The following is a 13,971-nucleotide window of genomic DNA, read 5'->3' on the forward strand; positions in this document are numbered from 1 at the left end:
AGGCACGTGCAAAGCGAAATCATCTAACTTCACCGCTGTGGGTCAGCCAAAGCTTACGCGCAGTAGGCGATCAACGCATCGGTGTAGCAAATCGAGCGAGACATTCAGCCAATGTTCAAAAACACTTATCGCATCAGTCTTACCGTAGGAGCCGTACTGACACTGGTTGGCTGCAGTGGTTTTGAGACCGTATCGCCAGCGCAGCCATCCGATGAGTACGTTTTCGCCTGCGACAAGGCCGGCCAAGCAGGCTGCAGGACTCGCGCGGATGAAATTTGCCCAGGAGGCTACGACACGCTCAGCAGTGAGGAAGATTTTGAACGAAAGGAAATGCGAGTCAGATGCCTAGGCGGCGTCAACCCGCCGTAGCGAAGACGGCCAGCACGTAGGCTGGCCATTCACTATCGACGATTACTGAGCAGAGTCGAGCAACGCTTGTGCTTGCTCGAGAACCTGGAGTGACTGGGTGTGATCTCCCGCTTTATGCAGCTGCTCTCCTTCCGCTCGTAATTCCTTTACCTTCTCCAGCGTTGCCGGATCGCTTGGCGGATTGCTTTCTAATTGCTTGTCGATCTTGGCCATGTCCATTGGGCAGTGCATTGCCCAGACTGGCGCAGCAAGAGCGGCTGCTGCGATGAATAAGAGTAAGCGGCGCATTATCTTATCTCCGGTTGAGTGGCATTCGTGAGTATAGGAGCGGTGTGGAAACCGTGCGGCTTTTCGATATAAGGTTGTGGAGCGCTCAATTGGTGAGCGTTGCGATAGTTATCGTACAACTGCTGGGCTATGATATGTCCCAGTCCGCTTCATAGAGATCGATGTGTCCATGGAAAACGAGATCGCTCAGCCACGCGTTCGCCGTAAGCACCGCAGCCTCGCACAGGAACTTGTGACCGAGCTGTCGCAGCAGATCCGCGACGGCGTCATCAAGCGCGGCGACAAGTTGCCTACTGAGTCAGCGATCATGCAGGCCCAGGGCGTCAGCAGGACGGTTGTGCGTGAGGCAATCTCGCGTCTTCAGGCGTCTGGCTTGGTTGAGACTCGCCATGGCATTGGCACTTTCGTGCTCGACACTCCGAGCACCACCGGCCTGCGCATCGACCCAGCCACTATCGGGACGCTTCGCGACGTATTGTCGATACTGGAGCTGCGGATCAGCCTAGAAGTCGAGTCCGCCGGGTTGGCGGCACAGCGACGGACGCCCGAGCAATTGGCGGCAATGCGCGACTTTTTGGACTCACTACAGCGAAGTGCAGCGCTTTCCAGTGAAGCGGCCGTGTCGGATTTCCAGTTCCATTTGCAGATTGCCGAAGCAACCGGCAACCGCTACTTCACGGACATCATGAATCACCTGGGCACAGCGATCATTCCTCGCAGCCGGCTCAACTCCGCGCGGCTGGCTCATGATGATCAACCGCACTATCAGCAGCGCTTGGGCCGCGAACATGAGCAGATCTACGACGCTATCGCTCGTCAGGACGCAGAGTCAGCTCGAGCTGCAATGCGTCTGCATCTGACCAATAGCCGCGAGCGACTGCGTCAGGCTCATGAAGAGGCGGAAACGGACAAGGTCAGCTGACACCGACTCTCAGAATCGGAACCTGCCGCCGACCTCGTGCTTCGCGTTCGGACTCTGCCAATAGAGCTTTGTGGATTGAACGTCACCCGTTGGCGCAAGCGCGCCAACTCACCTTGGGTTGGCTTGCTCAGTTCTTGCGGTACGCCAGCAGGACGATACCTCCGACCACAATCAGGCCACCCAGTATCTGCATGGGGGCCAGCAACTGGCCAAGCACCAACCAGCCAAGCAGCATTCCAGCGACCGGCTCCATGTTCATGACGGGTGCATTGCGAGCGATGTTAAGCCGCGGCATGCAGATGAAGAGCGTGGAAAACGCCGCGCCATAGAGAAGCACCAGGCAACCCAATGCGATCCAACCAGCCGTTGCGCTGGGCAGGCCCAGGCCACCTGGTATAACGCCGCTTGCGCCGAGCAGGGCGGAGGCGCCAAACACCACAACTAATGTCAGCATGCTTCGCACCGAGCCGGCCATGCCCGATAGCTTATGCTCGGTGACCCATAGCGCCAGCGCGAATACCCCGGCTGCGGTAAGGCTGAACAGGATGCCAGCGATCCATTGAGCGTCAGGCGCCTCGCTGGTCATTAGACGTGTGGGAACGTCCAGAACCAGTACCAGGCCGACCAGGATCAGACCCATGATCGCCAACGCGTGGCGTGTCGGTCTCGGCCCGCCCAGCGCCCATGTGAGCAGTGCCAGCAGGATGGGCGAGAGATTGACGACCAGCAGAGCCAGCGCAACCGGAATGCGCGCCACCGCTGAGTAGATGCAAAAACTCTGGACCGTAATCAGAAGCCCAAGAAGGATCTGCCAACGCCACGTGGTGCGACTCAAGCGCAGGGACTCGCGCCTCCAGAATACAAGCGCAGCCAAAGCCAGCAGTGTCACGCCGGCGCGGCAGAGCATGGCCAGCAACAGACCGGTATCGTGATCGAACGCGATGCGCGCGGCGATATGGTTGGCTGCGAACGAGCAAGCCAAGGTGGCCAGAATCAGTACGGCAATATGACGTGGAAACGGTGTAGCAGCTTGCATCGGGTCAATCCTGTGTTAAGCAGCATCACGGTGTTCGGGCGCCGCCTGCAACGGCAGTGGCAGTTGTTTCATTGCTTGATCGTTCGGGCCTGCAAAGCAAAAACGCCGCCCGGGTGGGCGGCGTCGAAGTTACTGGGCTATCAGAGCACCACGCTGGGCAACCAGAGCGAGATCGCGGGGATATAGGTAACCGCGAGCAGCACCATGAACAGCGCCACATAGAAGGGCAGCAGTGCCTTGACGGTGTTCTCGATGGTGACCTTGCCGATCGCGGCGCCGACGAAGAGTACCGCACCTACCGGTGGTGTGATCAGACCAATGCCGAGGTTCACCAGCATGATCATGCCAAAGTGCACTGGATCGACACCAATACCGGTGATGACAGGCATCAGAATCGGCGTGAGGATCAGGATCAGCGGCGCCATGTCCATCAGCGTGCCAAGGACCAGCAGCATCATGTTGATGCACATCAGGATCACATAGCGATTGTCCGACAGGGTCAGGAACATCGTGGTGATCTTCGACGGGATCTGCATCAACGTCATGATGTAGCCGAAGCTTGCCGCGAACGCGATCAGGATCATCACCACCGAGAGGGTACGAACGGTGCGGTGCAGCAGCTTTGGCAGCTCGCGCCATTTGTAGTCACGGTAGATGAACATGGTGACGAAGAAGGCCCATACCACCGCGATGGACGCTGATTCGGTTGCCGTGAATACACCCGAAAGAATGCCGCCCAAGATGATGACCATGGTCATCAGGCCCCACAGCGCTTCGACACAGATCTTCAACGCCTGCTTGAGCGGAACGACCTCGCCCTTAGGGTAGTTGCGTATCCGGGCAAAGATCAGGCACATGGTCATCATCACGGCGCTGAGCAACAAACCAGGCCCGATACCCGCGATGAACAGTGACGAGATCGAAACGGTGCCGCCAGCGGCCAGCGAATACAGCACCGAGTTGTGGCTGGGTGGAGTCAGCAGCGCCTGGACAGAACCACTGACCGTAACGGCCGTGGAAAACTCGCGAGGGTAGCCCTTTTTCTCCATTTCCGGGATCAACACCGAACCTACCGAAGCAGTGTCCGCCAGTGACGAGCCGGAGATCGCGCCGAAAAAGGTCGACGCCATGATGTTCACCAAGGACAGGCCGCCGCGCACGAAGCCAACCAGTACCGCGGCGAAAGCCACCAGTCGCCGGGACATTCCGCCCTCGGCCATGATCGCACCGGCCAGAACGAAGAATGGAATTGCCAGCAGGGAGAACTTGTTGACGCCGCCAGCGACCTGGATCATCACCGCATCGAACGGAATATCAATCCACCAGGCGCCGATCAGCGCTGACATGCCCAGTGCGTATGCCACTGGCATCCGCAGCAGAAAGAGTACGGCAAAGCTGCCGAGTAGAATCAGCGCGTCCATTTACACGGCCTCCTTGCTGTCTTCGACCAGCTCGTAATTGACCGCACGCCGGTGGCTCTGGTCGCCGAAGATAATGCGTTCGATGACAAACAACAGCGTGATAGCGCCACCGATTGGGATGGGTGAGTAGGTAATGCCAACACGAAGGGTCGGCAGCGTGCTCATGAACTGATTCCAGGTCGCGATGCACAGCTTGATGCCCCAGAGGGTCATGAACAGGCAGATGATGCCCATCAGGATCTGTACCAGCAGTTCGATATGCCGATGCAGATGCTCAGGCAGGCGGTCGGTGAACATGGTCACCGCCATATGCGCGCCGGCGCGGTAGCTCGCCGCAGCGCCGAGAAAGGTAAAGATCACCATAAGCAGGATGGCCACGGGTTCAGGCCAGCCGCCACCAGAGCCCAGCACGTAGCGCGCGAAGATCCCCCAGGGGATGATCATGGACATGACCACGATGGCCAGCCCCGCGACCCAAACACAGGTCTTGTAGATCGCGTCGTTGACGCGCAGCAGCGTGTTTTTCATCAGACTTCACCACAGGCGCGGCGGCGAGCGAAGCTCGTCGCCGCGAGGTTTTTCAGAGGGAACGGATTACTGAACGGCTTCGATTCGCTTGATCAGCTCGGCGTAAGGTGCGCCGTACTTTTCGCGAACCGGGGCGGTCGCATCGTAGAAGGGCTTCTTGTCGACTTCGATGAAGGTGACGCCTTCTTCCTTGAGCTTGGCTTCGCTGCTAGCGGTCTTCTCGTCCCACAGCTTGCGCTCTTCCATCTGCGCTTCCTTGGCGTATTTCATGACGATTTCCTGCTGCTCCGGGGTGAGCTTGTTCCAGGTCGTCTTCGACATCACAATCGGCTCGGGAAGGATCAGGTGACCGGTTAGCGAATAGTTCTTCGCAGCACGGAAGTGATTGTGCTCAAGCATGGTTGGCGGGTTGTTCTCAGCACCATCGACCACACCGGTTTGCAGGGCGCTGAAGATTTCGCCGGTATTCATCGCAACGCCCTGGGCACCCATGGCGTTCAGCGTATCGATGAACAATGGGTTGCCCATAACGCGGATTTTCATGCCCTTGAGGTCTTCAAGATTCCGCACGGGCTCTTTGGTGTAGAGGTTGCGTACGCCACCGTCCATCCATGCCAGGCCGACCATGTTGAAATCGGAGTTGGTGATCTTGTCGAGGATTTCCTGGCCGATCTCACCATCGATAACTTTGCGCATGTGTTCGTGATCGCGGAACACAAACGGCATGTTGAAGGCGTTGACGTCCGGAACGACCGGGCCGAGTGTGCCCAGGCTGACACGGGTCATCTGCACCGCGCCGAGTTGAACCTGTTCGACGACTTCTTTCTCCGAACCCAGCACGCCGCCTGAGAACATGCGGAACTTGAGCTCACCGTCGGTGGCTTCTTCAATTTTCTTGCCCATGTTTTCCTGAGCGACCACGGTCGGATAACCGGCAGGGTGGATCTCAGCGATTTTCAGCGTCATCTCCGCGTAGGCGGTGCTCGACAGGCAGAAGGCCAGCGGGAGTGCAGCGATGAGCAACTTGCGTTTGAAGTCCATGTGAATCTCCGTCTTGTTTTTGTTGGTATGTAGCGTTGCAAGCGACAAGACCGGGACACTGGGTGCCCGTCCTTGTGGGTGAAGCGTTATCGGAAGCGAGGCTCCTCCAGTCCGGCGACGCCGGGTTGCAGGGCGAATACACCACCAGCCAAGGGTTGATCGGAGAGATCACCGCCCGGGCGGATGGATGTGACAAACAAGGTGTCCAGGCCGGAGCCACCGAAGGCGCACATGGCTGGCTTCTTCACTGGCACTTCCAGCGAGCGATCGAGGCGTCCATCCGGGGTGAAACGGTGGATAAGGCCGGCATCGTTACCGCAAATCCAGTAGCAGCCATCAACATCAACCGCCGCGCCGTCGGGTCGGCCGGGATGTTGGTTCATGTCGACGAACAGCCGGCGGTTGCTCGGCGTGCCACTGTTGATGTCGTAATCGAAGGCCCAGATGGCCTGCACGCTGGGGTGCGAGTCGGAAAGGTACATGGTGCGCCCGTCGGGGCTGAATCCCAGCCCGTTGGGTACGATGAAATCCTGCAGCTGAGCCTCGAGCGATTCGCGGCCAGTCGAACCATCGATCCGGTAGAGCGCGCCGGCCCGAGTGCCAGCGGCCATATCCATAACCATGGTGCCAGCCCAGAAGCGGCCCTGACGGTCGCAGCGCCCGTCATTGAATCTCATGTTGCTCGCGCCATGCTGCACGCCGGCAAGGCGAGTGCTGCCGAGTGTGCCGTCGTTCTGCGGGGCGACTTCGAAAATGCCGTCTTCCATACCGGCAACCCAACGATTCGCATCACCTTCGCGGCGAGCGATACAGGCGATCATCTGATCACCGGTCCAGCGCGTCACAGAAGCATCTGACGCCTTCCAGCGAAGCAGCTGCCTGTTGGGTATGTCGACCCAATAGAGCGCCTGCTCGGAGGCCACCCAGACCGGGCTCTCGCCCGTTGCGTTCTGTGCGTCGACTATCAGTTCTGCTGAGTTTGCCATGGCGATTCTCTTGTTATTTTCGCGGCGTGGCGGGAATCAGTCGTCGAACGGGCCTGCTTCGCAGAAGGCGCCACCCTGGTAAATCAGGGCTGGATCATTGGGCGCATAGGGCGGTTGCTGTTCGATTTTTTCGCGGAACACTTCGGAGGTGTCCTGCGGCTCGAAACCCAGGTGCGTGGCCATGTGGTTGTCCCACCACAGGTCACGGTTCGCCGAGGCGCCGTAGACAACGGTGTGCTCTACGTTCGGGGTGAACAGCGAGCGCTCGATCAGGTTGGTCAGGTCGCGATAGCTGAGGTAGGTGGCCATCATCCGGCGGTTGAGTGGCTCGGGAAACGAGGAGCCGATGCGGATGCTGACGGTCTCGATGCCGTAGCGATCGAAGTAGAAGCTCGCCATGTCCTCGCCATATGATTTGGACAACCCGTAATAGCTGTCCGGACGACGGGGAGCGTTGGCATCGATGGTTTCAGTCTGCTTGTGAAACCCGATCACATGGTTGGAGCTGGCAAAGATCACACGCTTGATGCCTTGCTTGCGTGCCGCTTCGTAGATATGGAATACACCCTTGATGTTGGCTTCGAGAATTTCCTCGAAAGGACGCTCTACCGAAACGCCACCGAAGTGGGCGATTGCATCGACGCCTTCGCAGAGGGCGTGCACAGCGGCTTTATCTGCAAGATTGCACTGCACCACTTCTTCGTGATCGCCGGTGGGAGCATCCATGGGGGCGATATCGGAGAGGCGGATGATCTTGGCATAGGGGCGAAGCGTTTCACGTAACACCTTGCCCAATCCTCCTGCGGCGCCTGTCAGCAGGAGGCGATTCAAGGGTGTGGGAGCGGTCGTCGTGCTTGTCATTGAGGTCTGCCCATCGCTTATTGTTTTTGGTGTCATCGGTTGTCAGATGACTTGACTCGATTATTTCTGCGGTTATGGGCTTTTGTCAACCTGACAAGTCGATTGTTTCAAGCTTGCGCAAGTCGTTTTACTCGGCGGTATCGAGTCTGGAAATAGCCCCCAAAGCCACTGGTTTCGCCGCTTAAAGCACTTATTTTGCGCCATGAAAAGGTCACGCTAGCGAGCCCGTGGGTCTATTCACATACCACTAAAGTCGAGTGTGGCGCCGTTCACTAATGGGGCCGAGCCTGACAGCCGCGGGGATTGAGGTTGTATGATGACATTGCGACGCTAGCCGGACCGTCCTCTAGAGTGGAACGCAGTGCAAAGTGGCACGATTGGCAAGCATTCCTAACCTGAACGAGGACAACCGATGGCTATTCAACCGAACACGGTGCTGGCGGATGATGGCATCTGCTGGGTCAAGCTGAGGACAGTAACCTTGCCGCTGCGCAAGGCCGTGAGCGATGCAAAGGTTTTGACCGGGCGGCAGAAGCCCCTTGAGTCCGTCAGCTTGCTGTTTGCGGAAATTGAAACCAGCCAGGGGCATCGCGGGCTCGGCTTTAGTTATAGCCTGCGTACGGGAGGCCCCGCGCAATATGCCCATGCTCAGGAAATCGCGCCGCTTCTGCTCGGGGAAGACCCCAGCGACATTTCCCGACTCTGGAGCAAAATGATCTGGGCCAGCGCATCGGTCGGTCGTGGCGGCGTTGCGACGCAGGCGATTGCAGCAATCGATACAGCGCTGTGGGATTTAAAGGCACGGCGTGCAGCGCTGCCGCTGTCCAAATTGCTTGGCGCGCACCGCAGTGCTGTGCCTTGCTACAACACCTCGGGTGGGTATCTGCAGGCACCTATCGAGGAATTGCTCGACAAGGCTACCCAGTCGCGGGAGCGCGGCATTGGCGGCATCAAGATGAAGGTCGGCCAACCGAACCGGCGTTTGGATCTGCAGCGCGTCGAGGCCCTACGCAAGCATCTAGGCGAAGACGTACCGCTGATGGTTGACGTCAACCAGCAATGGGACCGCATCACTGCACTGCGAATGGGGCGCGAGCTCGAGCAGTACCAGCTCGAATGGATTGAAGAGCCGCTAGACGCCCACGACGTCGCCGGTCACGCCGCATTGGCTGCACAGCTGGACACGCCGATCGGTACGGGCGAAATGCTCACCAGCGCTACCGAAGCGCTGGGCTATGTCGACACCGGCGCGGTGGACGTGATCATGCATGACGCCCCACGCCTGGGCGGCATCACGCCGTTTCTCAAGGTGGCGCATGCGGCCGAGCAGCGCGGCATGGTTATGGCCCCACACTTCGTCATGGAAATTCACCTGCATCTGGCGGCTGCCTATGAGCACCAAACTTGGGTGGAGCACTTTGAATGGCTGGAGCCGGCATTCAATGAGCGTCTGGAGATCCGCGACGGGAAAATGATCGTCCCGAACCGACCCGGTTTGGGGTTGAGCCTGAGCGACCAGATCGCGGGTTGGACGCTGGCTGAAGTGGAGATCGGCAAGCGCGCCTGAACGAAACACCGCGCCCTCAGGCGCGGTCTCGAAACCTCTTGAGTACCGCTTAGCCCAGCGTAGCGGGCTAGGCGGCGCTGACTCAGGTTTCCTGCAGCCTGGCCGCAGTATTTTTTCGGCTACGCAGTGCGCTGAACAGGTGCCAGGCCACCGACGCCAGCGCCAGGAACAGGAATGTGGCGGAAATGGGATTGCTGAGAAAGCCCATGAAGTTGCCGTCAGACAACATCAGGCCACGCCGCAGATTCGTTTCAGCCATTGGCCCCAAGATGAAGCCGATAATGAACGGCGCGGCCGGCATCCCGCCCTTGACGAAGCCGTAACCAATCAGGCCGAACAGCAGAATGGTCCAGACGTCGAACACCCGACTGCTCAGGCCGAACGCACCCACAACGCAAAGCACAAGGATGATCGGCAGCAGGATGTGCTTGGGCACGGCCAGCAGCTTGATGAAGATGCGCAGCCCGTAGAACTCCAGAACCAGCATCATCACCGAGGCGAGAATCAGCGCGGCGAAGATGGTGTACACCAATGCTCCTTGGCTGATGAACAGCAGCGGGCCCGGTTGGATGCCATGGATCATGAAGCCGCCGAGGAGAATCGCGGTCACGGTGTCGCCCGGAATGCCGAGCGTCATCAGCGGAATCATGGCGCTACCGATGCCCGCGTTGTTGGCGGTTTCACTGGCGACGACCCCTTCCACGGCCCCCTTGCCGAACAGCTCGGGATGCTTGGAACGCTTCTTCGCGATGATGTACGACACGATGTTCGAGGTGCCCGCGCCGATGCCCGGCAAGATGCCAATCCCGATACCGATCAGCCCGGAGCGAAACGCGTTAGGAATCTGCCCGAAGAATTCCTTCAGGGAGAAACCAAAGCCTTTCACGCCTTTCATGCTCACTGAGGCGATCTTGCTTTTGTGTGCCGCTCTGCCGGTCTCGGCGATCTTGATCACTTCCGCCACGGCAAACATGCCGATCATCACCGTCAGCATGGCGAAACCGCCGTTGAGGTTCGGCGAGTCGAATGTGAAGCGGCGGATGGCGTCGACCGGGGCGATGCCCACGGTCGAGAACGCAAAGCCAAGCGTGCCAGCGTAAATGCCTTTAAGCAGCGAGCCGGTGGACAGCGTGGCGATCAGCGTCAGTGAAAAGATTGCGATGGAAAAGTATTCATGGGGCCCGAAGCGCAAGGCAATTTTTGCCAGCGAGGGCGCAATGGACATCAGCGCGACGATGCTGAAGATGGTGCCGAGAAAGGAAAACACGACACCGACACCCAGCGCCTTCAACCCTTCGCCTTTTTCCATCATCGGGGCGCCGTCGAACGTTGTGGCGATGGAGGCGGGCGTACCGGGAATCTTCAACAGGATGGCGGAGATCAGGCCGCCGGAGGTCGCGCCGATGAATAAGGCCACCAATAACGACAGGCCCGCAGCAGGGCCCATGGTGTAAGTCAGCGGCAAACACAGCGCGATCGCCATGGTAGCCGAGAGCCCAGGAACCGCACCGAAGACGATGCCCACGGCAACGCCAAGGGTAATCAGGATAAAGATATAGGGCGAGAAAACCGCGCCAAAGCCGGCCTGCAGTAATTCGAACATGGCCGCCTCCTAGATTTTCAGAAAGCCGGTCGGGAGCATCAGATCGAAGCCCTGTCGGAAGGTGAAGAAGATCAAAGCGGAGGTCACCACCGCGATGACGATATAGGTGATGTGGTTGACCTTCTGCTCGCGCGGTGTGATGACGATGAACTGCGCATACAGATAGAGCACGGTCATGATCGGGAAGCCGACGTTTTGCAGCAGGGCAACATAGACCGCGATCAATCCGAGCGTTTTGAATACCGTTGGATAGTCCGGCGGCGTTGTAGCCGACGGGTCAGCATCTGCATCGGGATTAGCGGGAGGCTGGGTGGCCTTGGTCGCGATCAACAACTGCAGCGCGCCCAGCAGGCATAGCCCAACGGATAGGACATAGGGAACGGTGGAGGCGTCGATAAAACCTTTGCGCGGAAGATTGATCGTCAGGAACAGGTAGAACAGGCCGGCACCCAGCATCAGGGCTCCGACCAGTAACTCCTTTCTCTTGTAGGTATCCATGGGACTGCTCTCGATTCAGAGGGAAGGCTGCCGGGCGCAGCGGGTACGCCCGGCATCGTGCCGCGGGCGTTACTTGCTCTGACGCAGTTCGTCCTTGTACTTCATGAAGTCTTCGCGGGTGTTCGTCAGGCGGTCGATCGACTGGTTGGTATCGAAATAGCTGACCGGCTGCTTGAACGTCTTGCGCAGCTCTTCCTCGTACTCAGGCATCTCGGTGATCTGTTTCACGATGCCTGACATCTTCTCGATGATTGCCGGATCAGTACCGTCCGGGAACGCCACGATGTAGGGCTTCTCCATGACGAAGTCGACGCCTTGCTCCTTGAACGTCGGCACGTCACCAAGCAGTGGATTGCGCTCCTCGTTGGGCTGGCCCAGGGCAACCATGTCTCCACTGGTCACATAATCCTGCACCGAGCCGTAGCTGATCGCAGCGAGGTCGATACGATCACCCAGCAGGGCGACGACTTTCTCGGAGACTGTGCCAGCGTCGACCATTTTCAGCTTGGTGTCGGTCAGGCCTTCGAACATCAGACCCTGCAGGTGGGAGTAGCTGCCCATCTCGGTGCCGTAGGTGACGCTGCTCGGCTCGGCTTTGGATTTGGAGATCAGGTCTTCTAGCGTCTTCAGGCCTGAGCTTTTCGACGCAACGAACACGGTGCCTTTGTCCACACCCGCGATACAGCAGATATCGAAGGCGTCCAGGCTGTCCTCGGTCAGGCCGGCTACCTCATTGACGATCATCTGTCCGGTATGTGTGAAAAGGATGGTGTTGCCATCCGGATCGGCCTGCTTGACCTGTTCGGCTGCGAGCGTTCCGCCACCGCCAGCGACGTTGGTGATGACCATCGCCTTGCCGGTGAGCTTGGTGAAGTACTTGGCCATGGTGCGGGCGTTGAAGTCGGTGTCGCCGCCAGCGTTGGCGATGACGACGACCTGTACCGGGCGAGTGGGCCATTCGGTTTCAGCAGCAAAGGCGCTGCTGACGGCAGTGGCGAGAAGGGCGGAAACGAGGGAGGCGCTGATAGCTTTTTTCATTGTATGTCTCTCCGGTGGTTGGGGTTGCGGCGCTTCTTTGATCTTCTTTGTTAGCGGCCCAGGCTTGGTTGCTTGGGGTCGTACTTCCAGCCAGGGACCAGGTACTGCATGGCCATGGCATCGTCTCGGGCGCCGGTCGCGACCTTGTTGTACAGCTCATGGGCGGCCATGATCCGGTCCATATCCGGTTCGATGCCAAGGCCCGGCTTGTCCGGCACCTGAACCGTGCCGCCAACGATCTGCAGCGGTTCACGGGTCAGACGCTCCTGGCCTTCCTGCCAGATCCAGTGGGTGTCGATGGCCGTGATGTTGCCCGGTGCTGCGGCCGCAGCATGGGTGAACATCGCTAGCGAGACGTCGAAGTGATTGTTCGAATGCGAACCCCAGGTCAGGCCGAACTGCTCGCACATTTGCGCCAGTCGTACCGAACCCTGCATGGTCCAGAAATGTGGATCGGCCAATGGGATGTCGACCGCTTCGAGGCGCAGCGAATGGCCCATCTGACGCCAGTCGGTGGCGACCATGTTGGTGGCGGTGGGAATGCCCGTAGCGCGCTTGAACTCGGCCATGATCTCGCGACCGGAGTAGCCGTTCTCTGGGCCGCACGGGTCTTCTGCGTAGGAGAGGATATGGCCTTGGCCTTTGCACAGTTCGATGGCTTCGGCCAGTGACCAGGCCCCATTGGGATCAAGCGTGACGCGGGCGTCAGGGAAGCGTGACTTGATGCCGGCAATCGCCTGCATCTCTTCGCTACCACGCATTACACCGCCCTTGAGTTTGAAATCCTTGAAACCGTAGCGCGCGGTAGCGGCCTCAGCCAGCCGGACGATGGAGGCCGGAGTCACCGCTTCCTGATGACGAATGTGGTACCAGTCATCCGCCGAACCGGTACCGGCCAGGTAGGGCAGGTCGGTACGGTTGCGATCTCCTATATAGAAGAGGTACGCCAGCATTGGCACGCTGGTGCGCTGCTGGCCGCTGCCGAGCAGCTCGGCGACCGGCACATCGAGATGTTGACCGAGCAGATCGAGAAGGGCGGCTTCCACCGCTGTGATGACATTGTCCAGGCGCAGATTGATCTCATGCGGCTGCTTGAGGACTGCCGCTTCCGCTTCGGAGGTCACCTCGTGTTGCGTAGCCTGCGGGCCCGTCGCTGACCCGACAGCAATGCCGCGACGCAATGCGTTGAGTATCCCGTTGTAGCGGCCGATCGGCTGGCCAATAACCAGACCTTTGGTTCGCTCCAAGGCTTGCCTGATGCCTTCGCCACCCGGCACTTCGCCAATACCGGTGCGGCCAGCGCTGTCCTTGAGGATCACCAGATTGCGAGTGAAGTAGGGCGCGTGGGCACCACACAGGTTCAGCAGCATACTGTCGTAACCCGCAACCGGGATGACTTGCATCTCCCTCACTACTGGTGACGTCGCCGTTCGAGTGTCTTGCATCTGTCGTCTTGCTCCTGATTGTTTTTATGAGCGAATGTAGGTATCAGCGCCTATCGGCGGGACGGGTTCTCTAAAGCTCGATGGCCTGCTCAGGCTGGCGGATCATGATCAACAGACCCGCAACGAAGGGAGGGTTTGGTCGCGGGTGCCGCGGCCTGCAGCGGCTGCGGTCGAAGACAACGGCGCGGTGACGCTGACCGGCCGCCGTGGCGACTACGTTCGATGGATGCACCAGGGTGCGGCAGAGCGGGGAGTTTGCAAGGCGGCATACCGCTGATTGATCCATGGCTTTCAGGCTCTGGTTGTTGTAGATGTCATACGTTGTCGTATGACTTGCAGGGATTTTTATCAGCGCGATTCATGGTTGT

13 protein-coding genes are annotated in these 13,971 nt (G+C 59.1%); 2 read left to right on the plus strand and 11 right to left on the minus strand.

Going from position 1 to position 13,971, the window contains the following annotated elements; all coding sequences use genetic code 11:
* Positions 1 to 411: 411 nt before the first annotated feature.
* Entirely contained in the window at positions 412 to 657 is a 246-nt protein-coding gene (locus ACQKEK_RS11000; RefSeq protein ID WP_128121439.1) for a PA2433 domain-containing protein, read from the minus strand.
* Between the two features lie 169 nt (positions 658 to 826).
* Between ACQKEK_RS11000 and ACQKEK_RS11005 the strand changes: the two genes are divergently transcribed.
* Positions 827 to 1,579, plus strand: coding sequence for a FadR/GntR family transcriptional regulator (locus ACQKEK_RS11005; protein ID WP_045427263.1), 753 nt, complete (start codon positions 827 to 829; stop codon positions 1,577 to 1,579).
* Positions 1,580 to 1,706: 127 nt separating this feature from the next.
* Here the strand turns inward: ACQKEK_RS11005 and ACQKEK_RS11010 are convergent, their stop codons facing one another.
* The 6 genes from ACQKEK_RS11010 to ACQKEK_RS11035 form a co-directional block, all read right to left on the minus strand.
* Positions 1,707 to 2,615 carry an EamA family transporter gene (locus tag ACQKEK_RS11010; protein ID WP_064482291.1) on the minus strand — a complete coding sequence of 303 codons (909 nt, stop codon included), beginning with the start codon at positions 2,613 to 2,615 and terminating at the stop codon, positions 1,707 to 1,709.
* A gap of 140 nt (positions 2,616 to 2,755) precedes the next feature.
* Positions 2,756 to 4,036, minus strand: coding sequence for a TRAP transporter large permease (locus ACQKEK_RS11015; protein ID WP_046161302.1), 1,281 nt, complete (start codon positions 4,034 to 4,036; stop codon positions 2,756 to 2,758).
* Complete coding sequence (locus ACQKEK_RS11020; RefSeq protein ID WP_216706833.1) at positions 4,037 to 4,564, minus strand: TRAP transporter small permease; 528 nt, start codon at positions 4,562 to 4,564, stop codon at positions 4,037 to 4,039.
* Positions 4,565 to 4,630: 66 nt separating this feature from the next.
* Positions 4,631 to 5,605, minus strand: a complete 975-nt coding sequence (locus tag ACQKEK_RS11025; RefSeq protein ID WP_045427275.1) for a TRAP transporter substrate-binding protein — start codon at positions 5,603 to 5,605, stop codon at positions 4,631 to 4,633.
* Between the two features lie 86 nt (positions 5,606 to 5,691).
* Positions 5,692 to 6,591 (minus strand): SMP-30/gluconolactonase/LRE family protein, encoded by a 900-nt coding sequence (locus tag ACQKEK_RS11030; RefSeq protein WP_499142616.1) that lies wholly within the window; start codon positions 6,589 to 6,591, stop codon positions 5,692 to 5,694.
* 36 nt (positions 6,592 to 6,627) lie between these two features.
* A complete protein-coding gene (locus ACQKEK_RS11035; RefSeq protein ID WP_499142617.1) occupies positions 6,628 to 7,452 on the minus strand; it encodes an NAD-dependent epimerase/dehydratase family protein in 825 nt (274 codons plus the stop codon).
* Positions 7,453 to 7,864: 412 nt separating this feature from the next.
* Between ACQKEK_RS11035 and ACQKEK_RS11040 the strand changes: the two genes are divergently transcribed.
* Positions 7,865 to 9,019, plus strand: a complete 1,155-nt coding sequence (locus ACQKEK_RS11040; RefSeq protein WP_499142618.1) for an L-talarate/galactarate dehydratase — start codon at positions 7,865 to 7,867, stop codon at positions 9,017 to 9,019.
* Positions 9,020 to 9,101: 82 nt separating this feature from the next.
* Here ACQKEK_RS11040 and ACQKEK_RS11045 read toward each other — a convergent pair whose 3' ends face one another.
* The 4 genes from ACQKEK_RS11045 to ACQKEK_RS11060 all read right to left on the minus strand — a co-directional run bounded on the left by ACQKEK_RS11045 (position 9,102) and on the right by ACQKEK_RS11060 (position 13,603).
* Positions 9,102 to 10,622: a tripartite tricarboxylate transporter permease gene (locus tag ACQKEK_RS11045; RefSeq protein ID WP_128122003.1), complete on the minus strand. Its 1,521-nt coding sequence runs from the start codon at positions 10,620 to 10,622 to the stop codon at positions 9,102 to 9,104.
* Between the two features lie 9 nt (positions 10,623 to 10,631).
* Positions 10,632 to 11,120: a tripartite tricarboxylate transporter TctB family protein gene (locus tag ACQKEK_RS11050; RefSeq protein WP_499142620.1), complete on the minus strand. Its 489-nt coding sequence runs from the start codon at positions 11,118 to 11,120 to the stop codon at positions 10,632 to 10,634.
* 69 nt (positions 11,121 to 11,189) lie between these two features.
* Entirely contained in the window at positions 11,190 to 12,158 is a 969-nt protein-coding gene (locus tag ACQKEK_RS11055; RefSeq protein ID WP_499142621.1) for a Bug family tripartite tricarboxylate transporter substrate binding protein, read from the minus strand.
* Positions 12,159 to 12,208: 50 nt separating this feature from the next.
* Entirely contained in the window at positions 12,209 to 13,603 is a 1,395-nt protein-coding gene (locus ACQKEK_RS11060; protein WP_499142622.1) for an enolase C-terminal domain-like protein, read from the minus strand.
* Positions 13,604 to 13,971 lie beyond the last annotated feature (368 nt).

Source organism: Pseudomonas sp. NPDC077408 (assembly GCF_050269105.1).
Lineage (GTDB): Bacteria > Pseudomonadota > Gammaproteobacteria > Pseudomonadales > Pseudomonadaceae > Stutzerimonas.

Coding starts and splice junctions, on each gene's coding strand:
- ACQKEK_RS11000 (WP_128121439.1), bottom strand. CDS start 657: ATGCGCCGCTTACTCTTATTCATCGCAGCAGCCGCTCTTGCTGCGCCA.
- ACQKEK_RS11005 (WP_045427263.1), top strand. CDS start 827: ATGGAAAACGAGATCGCTCAGCCACGCGTTCGCCGTAAGCACCGCAGC.
- ACQKEK_RS11010 (WP_064482291.1), bottom strand. CDS start 2,615: ATGCAAGCTGCTACACCGTTTCCACGTCATATTGCCGTACTGATTCTG.
- ACQKEK_RS11015 (WP_046161302.1), bottom strand. CDS start 4,036: ATGGACGCGCTGATTCTACTCGGCAGCTTTGCCGTACTCTTTCTGCTG.
- ACQKEK_RS11020 (WP_216706833.1), bottom strand. CDS start 4,564: ATGAAAAACACGCTGCTGCGCGTCAACGACGCGATCTACAAGACCTGT.
- ACQKEK_RS11025 (WP_045427275.1), bottom strand. CDS start 5,605: ATGGACTTCAAACGCAAGTTGCTCATCGCTGCACTCCCGCTGGCCTTC.
- ACQKEK_RS11030 (WP_499142616.1), bottom strand. CDS start 6,591: ATGGCAAACTCAGCAGAACTGATAGTCGACGCACAGAACGCAACGGGC.
- ACQKEK_RS11035 (WP_499142617.1), bottom strand. CDS start 7,452: ATGACAAGCACGACGACCGCTCCCACACCCTTGAATCGCCTCCTGCTG.
- ACQKEK_RS11040 (WP_499142618.1), top strand. CDS start 7,865: ATGGCTATTCAACCGAACACGGTGCTGGCGGATGATGGCATCTGCTGG.
- ACQKEK_RS11045 (WP_128122003.1), bottom strand. CDS start 10,622: ATGTTCGAATTACTGCAGGCCGGCTTTGGCGCGGTTTTCTCGCCCTAT.
- ACQKEK_RS11050 (WP_499142620.1), bottom strand. CDS start 11,120: ATGGATACCTACAAGAGAAAGGAGTTACTGGTCGGAGCCCTGATGCTG.
- ACQKEK_RS11055 (WP_499142621.1), bottom strand. CDS start 12,158: ATGAAAAAAGCTATCAGCGCCTCCCTCGTTTCCGCCCTTCTCGCCACT.
- ACQKEK_RS11060 (WP_499142622.1), bottom strand. CDS start 13,603: ATGCAAGACACTCGAACGGCGACGTCACCAGTAGTGAGGGAGATGCAA.